Origin of the sequence: Streptomyces sp. NPDC047014 (assembly GCF_040644195.1) — a bacterium.
In the GTDB taxonomy this organism is placed as follows: Bacteria; Actinomycetota; Actinomycetes; order Streptomycetales; family Streptomycetaceae; genus Streptomyces.
On sequence record NZ_JBEYVX010000012.1, the window covers coordinates 87,255 to 101,475 of the forward strand.

General features: G+C 73.3%; 12 protein-coding genes. 8 read left to right on the forward strand and 4 right to left on the reverse strand.

Annotated features, from left to right (window positions below):
- The first annotated feature begins 10 nt into the window (after window positions 1–10).
- On the forward strand, window positions 11–1,453 hold the full coding sequence (locus ABZ873_RS10870) for a glyceraldehyde-3-phosphate dehydrogenase (RefSeq protein ID WP_360868428.1): 1,443 nt from the start codon (window positions 11–13) through the stop codon (window positions 1,451–1,453).
- 85 nt (window positions 1,454–1,538) lie between these two features.
- On the opposite strand, the gene ABZ873_RS10875 is transcribed toward ABZ873_RS10870, so the two are convergent.
- From ABZ873_RS10875 to ABZ873_RS10885, 3 genes are all read right to left on the reverse strand, one after another.
- On the reverse strand, window positions 1,539–2,732 hold the full coding sequence (locus ABZ873_RS10875) for an MFS transporter (protein WP_360868431.1): 1,194 nt from the start codon (window positions 2,730–2,732) through the stop codon (window positions 1,539–1,541).
- Window positions 2,733–2,798: 66 nt separating this feature from the next.
- The gene (locus ABZ873_RS10880; RefSeq protein WP_360868433.1) at window positions 2,799–3,827 is read right to left on the reverse strand and encodes an NUDIX hydrolase; all 1,029 of its coding nucleotides are present in this window, start codon (window positions 3,825–3,827) and stop codon (window positions 2,799–2,801) included.
- Window positions 3,828–3,948: 121 nt separating this feature from the next.
- A complete protein-coding gene (locus ABZ873_RS10885) occupies window positions 3,949–4,578 on the reverse strand; it encodes a LysE/ArgO family amino acid transporter (protein WP_360868436.1) in 630 nt (209 codons plus the stop codon).
- A 69-nt stretch (window positions 4,579–4,647) separates the two neighbouring features.
- Here ABZ873_RS10885 and ABZ873_RS10890 point away from each other — a divergent pair, with 69 nt between their 5' ends.
- From ABZ873_RS10890 to ABZ873_RS10910, 5 genes are all read left to right on the forward strand, one after another.
- Entirely contained in the window at window positions 4,648–5,553 is a 906-nt protein-coding gene (locus tag ABZ873_RS10890) for a LysR family transcriptional regulator ArgP (RefSeq protein WP_360868439.1), read from the forward strand.
- A gap of 83 nt (window positions 5,554–5,636) precedes the next feature.
- On the forward strand, window positions 5,637–6,029 hold the full coding sequence (locus ABZ873_RS10895; RefSeq protein ID WP_360868442.1) for a TOBE domain-containing protein: 393 nt from the start codon (window positions 5,637–5,639) through the stop codon (window positions 6,027–6,029).
- A 120-nt stretch (window positions 6,030–6,149) separates the two neighbouring features.
- Window positions 6,150–7,232: a magnesium/cobalt transporter CorA gene (corA, locus tag ABZ873_RS10900; RefSeq protein ID WP_360868445.1), complete on the forward strand. Its 1,083-nt coding sequence runs from the start codon at window positions 6,150–6,152 to the stop codon at window positions 7,230–7,232.
- Between the two features lie 267 nt (window positions 7,233–7,499).
- Window positions 7,500–7,856 (forward strand): DUF805 domain-containing protein, encoded by a 357-nt coding sequence (locus tag ABZ873_RS10905; RefSeq protein ID WP_360868447.1) that lies wholly within the window; start codon window positions 7,500–7,502, stop codon window positions 7,854–7,856.
- A 221-nt stretch (window positions 7,857–8,077) separates the two neighbouring features.
- The gene (locus tag ABZ873_RS10910) at window positions 8,078–10,297 is read left to right on the forward strand and encodes an NADP-dependent isocitrate dehydrogenase (protein WP_360868450.1); all 2,220 of its coding nucleotides are present in this window, start codon (window positions 8,078–8,080) and stop codon (window positions 10,295–10,297) included.
- A 54-nt stretch (window positions 10,298–10,351) separates the two neighbouring features.
- Here ABZ873_RS10910 and ABZ873_RS10915 read toward each other — a convergent pair whose 3' ends face one another.
- Window positions 10,352–10,765, reverse strand: a complete 414-nt coding sequence (locus tag ABZ873_RS10915; RefSeq protein WP_360868452.1) for a hypothetical protein — start codon at window positions 10,763–10,765, stop codon at window positions 10,352–10,354.
- Between the two features lie 453 nt (window positions 10,766–11,218).
- On the opposite strand from ABZ873_RS10915, the gene ABZ873_RS10920 reads away from it, so the two are divergent.
- A complete protein-coding gene (locus ABZ873_RS10920; protein WP_360868455.1) occupies window positions 11,219–12,952 on the forward strand; it encodes an endo-1,3-alpha-glucanase family glycosylhydrolase in 1,734 nt (577 codons plus the stop codon).
- 100 nt (window positions 12,953–13,052) lie between these two features.
- A complete protein-coding gene (locus ABZ873_RS10925) occupies window positions 13,053–14,213 on the forward strand; it encodes an aminotransferase class V-fold PLP-dependent enzyme (protein ID WP_360868458.1) in 1,161 nt (386 codons plus the stop codon).
- Window positions 14,214–14,221: the final 8 nt, after the last annotated feature.

The window sequence follows — 14,221 nt, forward strand, 5'->3', positions numbered from 1 at the left end:
AGATAAGCCTGTGACTGTTGAGGACTCGTTCACCAGCTGGAAAAATCGCGAGGAGATCGCGGAATCGATGATCCCGATCATCGGGAAGCTGCACCGGGAGCAGGACGTCACGGTCCTCCTCCACAGCCGCTCCCTGGTGAACAAGTCGGTCGTCAGCATCCTCAAGACCCACCGATTCGCCCGGCAGATCGACGGCGAGGAGCTCTCGGTCACCGAGACCCTGCCGTTCCTGAAGACGCTCACCGCCCTCGATCTCGGCCCGTCCCAGATCGACATCGGCATGCTCGCCGCGGACTACAAGACCGACGACCGCGGTCTGTCGGTCGAGGAGTTCACCGCCGAGGCCGTGGCCGGTGCCACGGGCGCCAACAAGATCGAGCGGCGCGAGGGCCGCGACGTGGTCCTCTACGGCTTCGGCCGCATCGGCCGCCTCGTCGCCCGCCTGCTGATCGAGAAGGCCGGCTCCGGCAACGGCCTGCGCCTGCGCGCCATCGTCGTGCGCGGCGGCGGCGAGGCGGATCTCGTCAAGCGCGCCTCCCTGCTGCGCCGCGACTCCATCCACGGCCAGTTCCAGGGCACCATCACCGTGGACGAGGCGAACAGCACGATCGTCGCCAACGGCAACGCGATCAAGGTGATCTACGCCAACGACCCCTCCGAGGTCGACTACACGGCGTACGGCATCAAGGACGCCATCCTCATCGACAACACGGGCAAGTGGCGCGACCGCGAGGGCCTGTCGAAGCACCTGCGCCCCGGCATCGACAAGGTCGTCCTGACGGCCCCCGGCAAGGGCGACGTCCCGAACATCGTCCACGGCGTCAACCACGACACCATCAAGCCGGACGAGCAGATCCTGTCCTGCGCCTCCTGCACCACCAACGCGATCGTCCCGCCGCTCAAGGCCATGGACGACGAGTACGGTGTGCTGCGCGGCCACGTGGAGACCGTCCACTCGTTCACGAACGACCAGAACCTGCTGGACAACTACCACAAGGCCGACCGTCGCGGCCGTTCCGCGCCGCTCAACATGGTCATCACCGAGACCGGTGCCGCCTCGGCCGTCGCCAAGGCGCTGCCCGACCTCAAGGCCCCGATCACCGGCAGCTCGATCCGCGTCCCCGTCCCGGACGTCTCGATCGCCATCCTGAGCCTGCGCCTGGGCCGCGAGACCACCCGCGAAGAGGTCCTGGACTACCTCCGCGACGTCTCGCTGCACTCGCCGCTCAAGCGCCAGATCGACTTCACCACCGCCCCCGACGCGGTCTCGATGGACTTCGTCGGCTCGCGCCACGCGTCGATCGTCGACGCCGGTGCGACCAAGGTCGACGGTGACAACGCGATCCTGTACCTCTGGTACGACAACGAGTTCGGCTACTCCTGCCAGGTCATCCGTGTGGTCCAGCACGTGTCCGGCGTCGAGTACCCGACGTACCCGGTCCCGGCTGTCTGATCCGTCCCGGTCCGCCGGAGCCCGCGCTCCCTCCGCCGCCCCGCAGCCCCTCCGGCCGCGGGGCGGCGGCGTACCCGCCGGGCGCTCACGCCTCGGCGGGGACCACCGGCCGCCGGAGCAGATAGACGGCCGCGGCCACCACCAGGGCCGCCATGCAGGCGATGAACACCAGCCCGGCGCCCTCCAGGCCCATCGGGCCCACGAGCAGGCCGACGCCGATCACCGGCACCGAGATGCCCGCGTAGGCCACCACGAACAGCGTGGAGATCACCGCCGCCCGCCGGTCCGCCGGGGAGGCCGCCGCCACCGCGGACAGCGCCCCGCGGAAGGCCAGCCCCTGCCCGGTCCCGCCCACCACCGCGCTCGCCACCACCAGCGCCAGCAGCTCCCACCACAGCGCACCCGCCAGCAGCGCCAGCCCCGCGAGCAGACCCGCGCAGCCCAGCGGCAGCGAACGCCCCACCCCGACCCGGCCCACCGCCAGCTGCCCGGCGGTCGAGGCGAAGAAGGCCAGGGCGACGACGAGCCCGCTCACGGCCCGGTTGTGCACGTCCAGGGACTCGGCGAGGAAGGCCGGGCTGACCGAGGTGAACACCCCGAACAGCGCGAACCCGACGAACGCGGCGGTCGCCGCGGGCCCGAACACCGCCCGCACGCCGGGGGGCACACCGGGCCGCTGCGGCCGTACGGTGCTCAGCGGACGGCGGTCGCGGACGGTCTCCGGCAGCCCCAGCAGCACGGCCGCCGAGGCCGCCACCAGGGCGAGGTGCACCACGAACGGCAGGTACAGCGGGGCGGGCGCGTACTCGGCGAGGATCCCCGCGAGCAGCGGCCCGCAGCCCAGCCCGCCCATGTTCGCCGCGGTCGCCACGAACGTGGCCCGCGAGGCACCGCCCGGCGGCGCCAGCTCCATCACGTACACCGTGGCCGCCCCGGTGAACAGCCCGGCCGACAGCCCCGACAGCAGCCGGCCCGCGTACAGCCAGCCCATCGCGGTGGCGCACAGGAAGCAGACGGCGCTGGCCGCGGAGAAGCCGAGCCCCCACAGCAGCACCGGCCGCCTGCCCACGGCGTCGGAGGCGTTGCCCGCCAGCAGCAGCACCCCGATGACCCCGAAGGCGTACACCGCGTACACCACGGTCACCACCAGCTCCGAGAAGCCGAACTTCTCCTGGTAGAGCCCGTAGAGCGGGGTCGGCAGGGTGGTGCCCGCCATGCACACGGCGAAGACCGCCGCACCGAGCACGCACTGCCGCCGGCCCCGGCGCTCACCGTCCATGCCGCCGACGGTAACCCCGCCGGGGCGGCCCGGCGCGCCGGAGCGCGACCGGCCGGGTGCCGCCCGTCAGGGGCGGCCCGCGTGCAGCTCCAGCGGACCGGCCCCGGAGGCGCGGGCGCCCAGGCAGGCGGTGATCTGGCGGCGGAGGGAGGGCTTGACCAGGGTGCGCAGCTCCGCCGGGGTGACGGTGCGCCACTGGAGCAGTTCGCTGCGGTCCAGCCGGATCCGGCCGAGCGTGGCGTCGTCCAGGACGCCGCCGTCGTAGAGGAAGCGGATCCGGGCGGGCCGGCCCGGCTTGTGCGACCAGTTCACCGCGAGCAGCCGGCCGGGGGCCAGCTCCAGGCCCAGTTCCTCGTGGACCTCCCGGCGCGCCGCCTCCCGGGGGATCTCCCCGAGGTCGCTGTCGATGCCGCCGCCCGGCAGGTTCCACCGGTCGCTGCGCCCGTACGCGGGCTGCACCACCAGGATCCGCCCGTCCTCGGCGGTGAACACCACGCTCGCGGCGGTCAGCGCCTTGGGGCGGTTCGCCCGGTGGCTGGCCGCGTCGAGGGCGCCCGCGTGCTCCAGGGCGGCCCGCCGGGCCGGGTCCAGACCGGCCGGGGAGCCCGGCTGCGGCACCCCGTCGACCAGGTGCGCGAAGGAACCGGTGTGCAGCGCGGCCAGCCCCGCGCGCAGCCGGGCCCCGATCCGCTCGGGCAGCGCGGCGCGGGCGTCCTCGGGCGACAGCCAGCGGGCGTCCGGAGCCGAGGCGCCCTCCGCGAGGGAGATCACCTCGGGCGGCAGCGGGCCGACCAGGTGCACGTGCACGATCACGGACCGCCCGAACGCGCCCGGCGGCCGGGAGTCCACCGCCAGCAGCCGCCCCACCGGCGCCTCCAGGCCCAGCCCGGCCCGCAGCCGCCGGGCGAGCCCCGCCTCCGGGGTCTCGGTGTCCTCCACCGCGCCACCGGGCAGCCCCGGGCCGGACCCGCCGGAGGGGGCGAGGACGAGGACCCGCCCGTGGCTGTCCAGGACGATCCCGGTGGCGGCCACGAGCGGCGCCGGCCGGGTGGCGTCGTACGCGCACACCGCGTCGGGGGAGGGGCGGTCGGGCACGGCGGAACTCCTGGAGGTCGGGACATCGGCAGGAACACTCTGCCTGGTCACGAGGGGTGCTCCGGACCACCGCGCGCTCCCGGGCGGCGCGCGGCGGCCCCGCGGCCGGGCGCGCCGGGGCTCAGGCGCGGGCCAGGAGCATGCCGCCCATCGTGACCATCGTGGCCGCGACGAGCCCGTCCAGCACCCGCCAGGCGGACGGCCGGGCGAGCAGCCCGCTCAGCAGCCGCGCCCCGTAGCCCAGGCTGGTGAACCAGGTCAGGCTGGCCAGGCAGGCGCCGATGCCGAAGGCCCAGCGCAGGTCCCCGCGGTCGGCGGCCAGCGAGCCGACGAGCAGGACGGTGTCCAGGTAGACGTGCGGGTTGAGCCAGGTCATCGCCAGGCAGGTCAGCACGGCCCGCCGCCCGGAACCGGGCAGCGGGGCGGCCCCGTCCGCGGTGAGGGCGGCGCCCGGGTCGGGCCGCAGCACCCGGCGGGCGGCGAGCACCCCGTAGCAGACCAGGAAGGTGCCCCCGGCCAGGCCGACGGCGGTCAGCGCGGCGGGCCAGGCGGTGACGAAGGCGCCGACCCCGGCCACGCCGAGGGTGATGAGCAGCGCGTCGGAGACGGCGCAGATGGCGACCACGGCGAGGACCGCGTGACGGCGCGCCCCCTGGCGGAGGACGAAGGCGTTCTGCGCGCCGATGGCGACGATGAGGGAGAGTCCGGTGCCGAAGCCCGCGAGGGCGGCGGTGATGATGCCGTGTGTCATGACTCCGACCGTAGGCAGCCTGCGCTTTTCAGTACAGCTAAAGATTTTTACGTACCATTAGCGCTCGTGATGGACGAGCTTCCCCTGGACCAGGTGCGCACCCTCCTCGCGGTCGTCGACGAGGGCACCTTCGACGCCGCTGCCGCCGCCCTGCACGTGACCCCCTCCGCCGTCAGCCAGCGGGTGAAGGCCCTGGAGCAGCGCACCGGGCGGGTCCTGCTGATGCGGACCAAGCCGGTCCGGGCCACCGACTCCGGGGAGGTCGTGGTCCGCTTCGCCCGGCAGCTGGCCCGCCTGGAGCGCGACGCCCGCGCCGAGCTGGGGCTCTCCGAGGGCAGCGGGCCGGTCCGGCTGCCGATCGCGGTGAACGCCGACTCCCTCGCCACCTGGTTCCTGCCCGCGCTGGCCCGCGTCCCGCAGGATCCGCCGATCTGCCTCGAACTGCACCGCGAGGACGAGTCGCACACCACCGCCCTGCTGCGCGAGGGCCAGGTGATGGCCGCGGTGACCTCCCAGCCGGATCCGGTGGCCGGGTGCAGCGTACGGATGCTGGGCCTGGCCCGGTACCTGCCGACGGCCAGCCCCGCCTTCGCCGCCCGGCACCTCACGGGCACCCCGGAGCGGGACCTGCCGAGGGCGCCGACCATCGTCTTCGACCGCAAGGACGACCTCCAGGACGCCTACGTCCGCTCGCTGACCGGCGACCCGGCCGGCGGGGCGGGACCGGTACGGCACCACGTACCGACCTCGGAGGGCTTCCGGGACGCGGTGGTCGCGGGGCTGGGGTGGGGGCTGGTGCCCGAGCAGCAGGCGGGACCGCTGGTGCGCTCGGGGGTGCTGGTGCTGCTGGCGCCCCGGCCGCTGGACGTCCCGCTGTACTGGCAGCAGTGGAAGCTGGACTCGCCCGCCCTGTCCACGGTGGCGGAGGTGGTCGCGCGGGCGGCGGCCGAGGCCCTGCGCGCCCCTTCGGCATGAGCGCCGCGGCCACGCCCCAGGGCCTGTCCGGCGGATCAGGGCCGGGGCCGTGGTCCGCCGGACAGGCCCTACTCTTGCGCACCATGGAGTCCTACACGATCGGCCAGGCGGCGCGGCTGCTGGGTGTGAGCGTCGACACGGCCCGCCGCTGGGCGGACGCCGACCGTTTCCCCACCCGCCGCGAGGGCACGAGACGGATGGTGGACGGGCCGGACCTGGCCGCGTTCTGCGTCGAAGCCGCCCGGGAGGGGGCCGAGGGCGAGGAAGCCGCGTACACCTCGGCGCGCAACGCCTTCCCCGGCATCGTCACCGCGGTGAAGCTGGGCACGGTGGACGCGCAGGTGGAGATCCAGGCCGGACCGCACCGCATCGTGTCGCTGCTGACGCGGGAGGCGGTGGAGGAACTCGGCCTGGAGGTCGGGGCCCGGGCCACGGCGCGGGTGAAGTCGACCAGCGTCTTCGTCGACCGGGTCTGAGGCGGCCGCCCCCGGTCGGCCGGCGGCGGGCCGGGCCGGACGGCGGTGAGCCGGACGGGACGGTTCCGGGGCCGATGGCAGACTGGCCGCTGATCCGCCGAAGGGGAGTACGCCTTGTCCATGTTCAGCAACCTGCGCCGGGCCGTGCGCCGCAGCTACCGAAGGGCCGTCGACCTCAGCCACCCGGCCCGCTCCCCGCTCGGCAGCGCGGTGGTCAACTGCATCGTCTACCGCGACGGCGTCCGGCAGGAGGACTGCTCGGAGGTCGAGGAGGCGCTGCGCCGGGTCCGCAAGACGGGCGAGGGCTTCGTCTGGATCGGCCTGCACGAGCCCGCCCAGTCCGAACTGGCCGGTCTCGCCCAGCTGTTCGGGCTGCACCCGCTGGCCGTCGAGGACGCGGTGCACGCGCACCAGCGGCCCAAGGTGGAGCGGTACGACGACACGCTGTTCTCGGTGTTCAAGACCGTGCGCTATGTGGAGCACGAGGAACTGACCGCGACCAGCGAGGTGGTGGAGACCGGCGAGCTGATGGCCTTCACCGGCCCGGACTTCGTCATCACCATCCGGCACGGCGGCCGCGGCACCCTCGGCCCGGTCCGCGAGCAGCTGGAGGCCGACCCCGAGCAGCTGCTGCGGGGGCCCGCGGCGGTCCTGCACGCGATCGCCGACCACGTCGCGGACGACTACATGGCCGTCACGGACGCCGTGCAGAACGACATCGACGCCGTGGAGACCGCGGTGTTCAGCGAGAACGGCGGCCGCGGCGACGCCGGCCGCATCTACCAGCTCAAGCGCGAACTCCTGGAACTGCGCCGGGCGGTGGCCCCGCTCAGCCGCCCGCTGGAGCAGCTGGCCACCCAGCCGATACCGGTCATCCCGGCGGAGATCCGCGCCTACTTCCGGGACGTGGCCGACCACGTCACCCGCGCCACCGAGCAGATCAGCGGCTACGACAACCTCCTGGACTCCATCCTCCAGGCGCACCTCGCGCAGGTGACGGTCGCCCAGAACGAGGACATGCGCAAGATCACCGCCTGGGCGGCCATCGTCGCCGTCCCGACGATGGTGTGCGGGGTCTACGGCATGAACTTCGACCACATGCCCGAACTGCACTGGACGTACGGCTACCCGCTCGTCCTCGGCGTGATGGCGGTCGCCTGCTTCGCCATCCACCGCGGCTTCCGCCGCAACGGCTGGCTCTGACGTGCGGTGTCGCGGGGCGGTAACGATGTGGCTAACGATCTGATCATGGGGCGGGGTGTCAAGTAGGCCCGACGGGCGGATCTTTCGGACGTTCAGGGACATGACACCCTGGCCGTGTCCCGAACGCGTAACTGCGGTGCCGGAAATCGGGCACTGCGGCCGATTTGCGCGCCCCGTAAGTGGCTTGACCCCGACGTAAGGGGGGCATAAGTTCTGCCCCGGCTTGCTCCAGCAGGACGGGCCCACTCACCATCCTCTGGGGGGACCATGCACTACTACACCGACGTCCTGAAGAAGTACACCGTGTTCTCCGGCCGCGCCCGCCGCCAGGAGTACTGGATGTTCGCCCTCTTCAACCTGATCGCGCTGATCATCGTCGCGGTGATCGACAACGTCATCGGCACCTACCCGCTGCTGTACGCGATCTACGCGCTGGCCGTCTTCCTGCCCGGCCTGGCCGTCGGCGTCCGCCGCCTGCACGACATCGGCAAGTCCGGCTGGTGGCTGCTCATCGCCCTCGTCCCGCTGATCGGCGGCATCTGGCTGCTGGTCCTCATGGCCACCGCCGGCCAGCAGCAGCCGAACGAGTACGGCCAGGACCCGAAGGCGTACGCCGCCGCCTGATCCACCGTACGGCCTGCTCACAGGCCGCACGCCTGAGCGCCGCCCCGGCCGGAACCGCCGGGGGCGGCGCTCTCGCCGTTTCCGGGGGGCCGCGGGAGCCCGCGTGACACGCGTCTCCCGGGAACGCGGCAGGGGGCTGTCCTGACAGCCCCGATCACGAGATATCTTGATGTCGAGCAATGTTGCAGACGAGAGACGCAGACTGTGGAGCGGAGCATCCGGTGACTGACTCGACCATCATCTACACGCACACTGACGAGGCCCCGGCCCTCGCGACGTATTCCTTCCTGCCCGTGGTGCAGGCGTACGCGTCGACGGCCGGTGTGAATGTCGAGACCCGTGACATCTCCCTGGCCGGTCGGATCATCGCCGTGTTCCCCGAGTACCTCCAGGAGAGCCAGCGGATCGCCGACGCCCTCGCCGAGCTCGGCGAGCTGGCGAAGACCCCGGAAGCCAACATCATCAAGCTTCCGAACATCTCGGCCTCCATCCCGCAGCTCAAGGCCGCGATCGCCGAGCTCCAGGGCCAGGGCTACGCCCTCCCGGACTACCCGGACGACCCGAAGAGCGACGAGGAGCGCGAGATCCGCGCCCGCTACGACAAGGTCAAGGGCAGCGCCGTCAACCCGGTCCTGCGCGAGGGCAACTCCGACCGCCGCGCCCCCGCCTCGGTCAAGAACTACGCCAAGACCCACCCGCACCGCATGGGCGCCTGGTCCTCCGAGTCGAAGACGAACGTCGCCACCATGGGCGCGAACGACTTCCGCTCCACCGAGAAGTCCACCGTCATCACCGAGGCGGGCACCCTGCGCATCGAGCACGTGGCCGCCGACGGCGCCGTCACCGTGCTGCGCGACTCCGTACCGGTCCTGGCCGGCGAGGTCGTGGACGCGTCCGTCCTGCACGTCGACGCCCTGCGCACCTTCCTCAACGACCAGATCCAGCGCGCCAAGTCCGAGGGCGTCCTGTTCTCCGTGCACCTCAAGGCCACGATGATGAAGGTCTCCGACCCGATCATCTTCGGTCACGTGGTCCGCGCCTTCCTCCCGAAGACCTTCGCCCGCTACGGCGAGACCCTGGCCGCCGCCGGCCTGTCCCCGAACGACGGCCTCGGCGCCATCCTCAACGGCCTGGGCGCGCTGCCCGACGGCGACGCGATCAAGGCGTCCGTCGAGGCCGAGATCGCCGAGGGCCCGGCCCTCGCCATGGTCGACTCCGACAAGGGCATCACCAACCTGCACGTGCCGTCCGACGTCATCGTCGACGCCTCGATGCCGGCCATGATCCGTACCTCCGGCCACATGTGGGGCCCGGACGGCGCCGAGGCCGACACCCTCGCCGTCCTCCCGGACAGCAGCTACGCCGGCGTCTACCAGGCCGTCGTCGAGGACTGCCGCGCGCACGGCGCCTTCGACCCCTCCACCATGGGCTCGGTGCCGAACGTCGGCCTCATGGCGCAGAAGGCCGAGGAGTACGGCAGCCACGACAAGACCTTCGAGCTGGCCGCCGCGGGCACCGTCCGCGTCGTCGACGCCGCGGGCGATGTCGTCCTGGAGCAGGAGGTCGCCGCCGGTGACATCTTCCGCGCCTGCCAGACCAAGGACCTGCCGATCCAGGACTGGGTCAAGCTCGCCGTCACCCGCGCCCGCGCCACCGGCGCTCCGGCCGTCTTCTGGCTGGACGAGGACCGCGCCCACGACGCGCAGCTGATCGCCAAGGTCCGGACGTACCTGGCCGACCACGACACCGAGGGTCTGACCATCAAGATCCTCTCCCCGGTCGAGGCCACCGCCTTCTCCCTGGAGCGCATCCGCCGCGGCGAGGACACCATCTCGGTGACCGGCAACGTGCTGCGCGACTACCTGACCGACCTCTTCCCGATCCTGGAGCTGGGCACCAGCGCCAAGATGCTGTCGGTCGTCCCGCTGATGAACGGCGGCGGCCTCTTCGAGACCGGCGCCGGCGGCTCCGCCCCGAAGCACGTCCAGCAGCTCGTCAAGGAGAACTACCTGCGCTGGGACAGCCTGGGCGAGTTCTTCGCGCTGGCCGCCAGCTTCGAGCACCTGGCCGCCACCACCGGCAACGCCCGCGCCCAGGTGCTGGCCGACACCCTGGACCGCGCGACCGGCACCTTCCTCAACGAGGACAAGTCGCCGAGCCGCAAGCTGGGCGGCATCGACAACCGCGGCAGCCACTTCTACCTCGCCCTGTACTGGGCGCAGGAGCTGTCCCGCCAGATCGACGACCCGAAGCTGGCCGCGGCCTTCGACCCGGTCGCCAAGACCCTCGCCGAGCAGGAGAAGACCATCGTCTCCGAGCTCGTCGCGGTGCAGGGCTCCCCGGCCGAGATCGGCGGGTACTACCAGCCCGACGCCGCCAAGGCCGAGGCCGTCATGCGCCCGTCCGCGACGCTGAACAAGGCGCTCGCGCTGCTCGGCTGACCGGTTCTCCGGCCGCCCCGTCCGGTGACGGGGCGGCCGGAGCCCGGGCCCCGGTCAGAGGCGGTGGATCCGCTCCTGGTCGAAGGCCAGCGGGGAGCACCCCGCCGCCAGGATCCGCAGCCCCGGGGCCCTGGCCAGTAACCCGCGCAGCCAGGCGAGGGCGTCCGGGCCCAGCTGGTCCACGCCGTCCAGGACGAGCAGCATGTCCCGCTCGGCCAGCCACGAGGCCGCGTTCACCCTGCCGCAGGGCAGGGCGGGCACCTCCGGGGCGCGGCCCAGCTCGGCCGTGAACTCGCGGACGCCGTAGCCGCCGTGCAGCGGGTCCAGGGCGATCACCGAGACCCCGTCGCAGAAGTTCGACGCCAGCCGCCGGGCGATCTCCCGCACCAGCAGACTGCGCGGCTCCCGGAAGCCGCCCGCGACGGTCAGCACCCGCCCCCGGCGTACGGCGGTGAGCAGCCGGGACATCTCGGCGGAAGTCGCCGGCAGCCTTCCGGCCGGCCCCGGTTCCCGCGTTTCCCCCATCGGCACGATGCCCCCCAACGCATACGTGACCACATGCGGCAGCAGGGATCGTTCGAGCCGCGTGAGGTCGATTATGCGCCACGCGCGCCACGAGACCAGGGGAATGCCGCACTCCGATACGGGCTTTCCCCGCGCCCCCGGGTCCGCCCGGTGCCCCAGGGTCAGCCCGGTGCCGTCGCGCCCGCCCGGTGTCGGCGCTTCCGCGCGCCACGGCGGTGCGCCGGCGGTCCCCGCGTCCCGCCCGGGCCCGCCGCCCCCGGCCCGACCGCGTAATTTCCGTCGCCCGAGTGCTGTACGTACCCGGGGCCCGGCCCTGCGAACGGTTGTCCGGGAGCCGGTAATCGGCTCTACTGCTGTCCAGCCCCCACCGGGGGCATATTCGTGGGAGGGGCCAGCATGACAGCGGACCGGGGAACGGACCGGCGAGCACGGCGGCGCGCGAAAGCCGGGCACCGGGCCGCACGGCCCGTCTCGCACCGGCGGCGCCCGGCATTCCGGGGCCGCAAGTCCCTGCTGACCCTGCTCCTCTCCGGCTTCCTCCTCGTCGGCGTCTGCGCGGCCACCGGCATCGCCTGGGACCCCCGCCAGGGCGCCACCGCACAGGCCGGCGCGGAACCCGGACCCGACGCGCCCGCGTCCCCCGCGCCCGGCACCGTGACGGAATCCGCCGCACCGCCCACCGCGAGCCCGGAGCCGAGCCCGTCGCCCACCGGCGGCGCGGCGGACGAGGGCGACACGGCGGGCGGCACGGACACCGGAGCCACCCGCTCCACCGGCGCCCTCCCCTTCGACCTGCCCCAGCCGGCCGCCCTGCGCTCCGGCGGAGCGGGCAAGAAGCTGGTGTTCGCCCACTACTTCACCCCGTACCCGCTCTCCCTCGACAACGCGAGCGCGGACAACGACTACTACACCCGCAACTACCTGCGCCCCGAGGGCGAGAACGGCAAGCACGACCGGTACGGCGGCCTGCTGCGCGACCGCCCGCAGCCGGTGGCCCCCAAGCCCGGCGACTGGGAGTACGCCAACCTCCAGCAGGAGGTGCGCACCGCCCGCGCGGCCGGCATCGACGGCTTCACCCTCGACCTGCTCTCCCTCTCCGGCAAGAACTGGGACCGCTCCAACCTCCTGATGGCGGCGGCCCGTTCGGTGGACCCCGCCTTCAAGATCATGCTGATGCCGGACATGACCTCGCTCAAGACCGACGACCCCAAGGTCCTCGCCGAGGCCCTCGCCACACTCGCCGACACCTCCGCCGCGCACCGGCTCCCCGACGGCCGGCTCGTCGTCTCCCCCTTCAAGGCCGAGGAGAAGAACGTGGCCTGGTGGACGGAAATGATCCGCGTCCTCAAGGCCGACCACGGCATCCGCACCGCCTTCGTCCCGCTCTTCCTCGACTTCGGGGCCCACAGCGGCGCCTTCGCCCCCATCAGCCACGGCTTCTCCGAATGGGGCAGCCGCAGCTACGTCGGCCAGGAGAGCTCCACCCGCGACATCGAGCGGGCCCACGGCATGGGCAAGATCTGGATGCAGCCCGTCTCCGTCCAGGACGCCCGCCCCAACCAGGGCATCTACGACGAGGCGGGCAACACGGCGACCCTGCGCGCCACATGGACCCGGGCCATCGAGGACGAGGCCGACTGGGTGCAGCTCACCACCTGGAACGACTACTCGGAGGGCAGCCAGTTCGCCCCCTCCCTGCACAACGGCCACGCCTACCTGGACCTGACCTCCTACTACCTGACCCGCTTCAAGACCGGCGCCTGGCCGAAGATCGTCCGCGACACGCTCTACCTCACGGCCCGCACCCAGTTCACGGGCGCCGACCCGACCGGCGACCAGTCCCTGCTGATGACCCTGCGCAGGGGCAGCGCCCCGCCCCGGGACACGGTGGAGGTGCTGAGCTTCCTCACGCGGCCCGGCCTCGTCCGCACCACCGTCGGCACCGCCCAGGACACCCACGAGACCCCGGCGGGCCTCACCTCCCGCCTCCTGCCCCTGCGGCCGGGCACCAGCGCCTCCCAGGTCGTCCGCGACGGAACGGCCACCGCCAAGGTGTCCCTGCCGCGCCGGGTCGACCACACCGTGGCGGTCCAGGACCTCCAGTACCAGGCGGCCACCAGCGGCCGCTGAGGGGCCGGCCGGGCATCGGCCGGGGAAGGGCTTCCCGGTCACGGGTGGGGCGGGAGATGATCCGAACGGCAGCCGCACCCCGCCGGACACCGGAGGTTCCATGAGTCTGACGTATCGTTCCGCCGAGCCCGCCCCGCCGCCCGAGTTCCCCGGCGGAGCAGGGCTCTTCCGGCTCGATCCGGACATCTCCCACCTCAACCACGGCTCCTTCGGCGCCGTCCCCCTGCCCGTGCAGGAGGCCCAGGCCGCCCTCCGCGAGGAGCTGCACGCCGACCCCGACGCCTTCTTCCTCGCCGTCCCCGACCGGCTGGCCCGGGCCCGCGCCCAGGTCGCCGCGCACCTGTCCGCCGACCCCGACGGCATCGCCTTCGTCTCCAACGCCACCGAAGGCGCCAACCTCGCCCTCGACGCCGTCCCCCTCGCGGAGGGCGACGAGATCCTGGTCACCGACCACGGCTACGGCACCGTCGTCGCGGCCGCCGCCCGCCGCGCCCCCGTCACCACCGTCGCCCTGGACCCCGCCCTGCCCGACGAGGACGCCGTCCGCGAGACCGTCCTGGCCGCGCTGACCCCCCGTACCACGGTCGCCGTCCTCGACCACATCAGCTCGCCCACCGCCCGGCTCATCGCCTCGCCCGCACTCCTCGCGGAGCTCCGCGAGCGCGGCGTCACCACCGTCGTCGACGGCGCCCACGCCCCCGGCATGCTCGCCGACCCCCTCGCCGGCGGCGCCGACTTCTGGTTCGGCAACCTCCACAAATGGGGCTACGCGCCCTCCGGCACCGCCGTGCTCGCCGTCGCCCCGCAGCACCGCCACCGCGTGCGGGCCCTCGTACCCTCCTGGGAGGACGCGCACGGCTTCCCGCGCTCCGTCGAGAACCGCGCCACCGCCGACTACACCGGCTGGCTCGCCGCCCCCGACGCCCTCGACCTCCTGCACCGCCTCGACGCCGGCAAGGTCCGGGCCCACAACAGCGCCCTCGCCGCCCACGGCGCCGCCCTGCTCGCGGAACTCCCCGGGATCACCCCGCTCCCGCACACCGACGGCCTCGCCATGCGCACCCTGCGCCTGCCGCCCGGCATCGCGGACACCCACGAGCGCGCCTCCGCGCTCCGCGAGCGGATCGCCGCCCGGCACCGCATCCGCGTGCTGATCTGGCCCTGGCCGGGCGGCGGCGGCATCCGGATCTGCGGGCAGATCTACAACCGCGCCGAGGAGTACGCACGCCTCGCCGCGGCCCTGCCCGCCCACCTCGGGTAGGACCCGGC

Bases quoted from the DNA above. Each gene is read 5' to 3' on its own strand.
- ABZ873_RS10905 (WP_360868447.1), top strand. From the start codon at position 7,500: ATGCACTACTACACCGACGTCCTGAAGAAGTACACCGTGTTCTCCGGC.
- ABZ873_RS10890 (WP_360868439.1), top strand. From the start codon at position 4,648: ATGGACGAGCTTCCCCTGGACCAGGTGCGCACCCTCCTCGCGGTCGTC.
- corA (WP_360868445.1), top strand. From the start codon at position 6,150: ATGTTCAGCAACCTGCGCCGGGCCGTGCGCCGCAGCTACCGAAGGGCC.
- ABZ873_RS10920 (WP_360868455.1), top strand. From the start codon at position 11,219: ATGACAGCGGACCGGGGAACGGACCGGCGAGCACGGCGGCGCGCGAAA.
- ABZ873_RS10875 (WP_360868431.1), bottom strand. From the start codon at position 2,732: ATGGACGGTGAGCGCCGGGGCCGGCGGCAGTGCGTGCTCGGTGCGGCG.
- ABZ873_RS10885 (WP_360868436.1), bottom strand. From the start codon at position 4,578: ATGACACACGGCATCATCACCGCCGCCCTCGCGGGCTTCGGCACCGGA.
- ABZ873_RS10915 (WP_360868452.1), bottom strand. From the start codon at position 10,765: ATGTCCCGGCTGCTCACCGCCGTACGCCGGGGGCGGGTGCTGACCGTC.
- ABZ873_RS10925 (WP_360868458.1), top strand. From the start codon at position 13,053: ATGAGTCTGACGTATCGTTCCGCCGAGCCCGCCCCGCCGCCCGAGTTC.
- ABZ873_RS10895 (WP_360868442.1), top strand. From the start codon at position 5,637: ATGGAGTCCTACACGATCGGCCAGGCGGCGCGGCTGCTGGGTGTGAGC.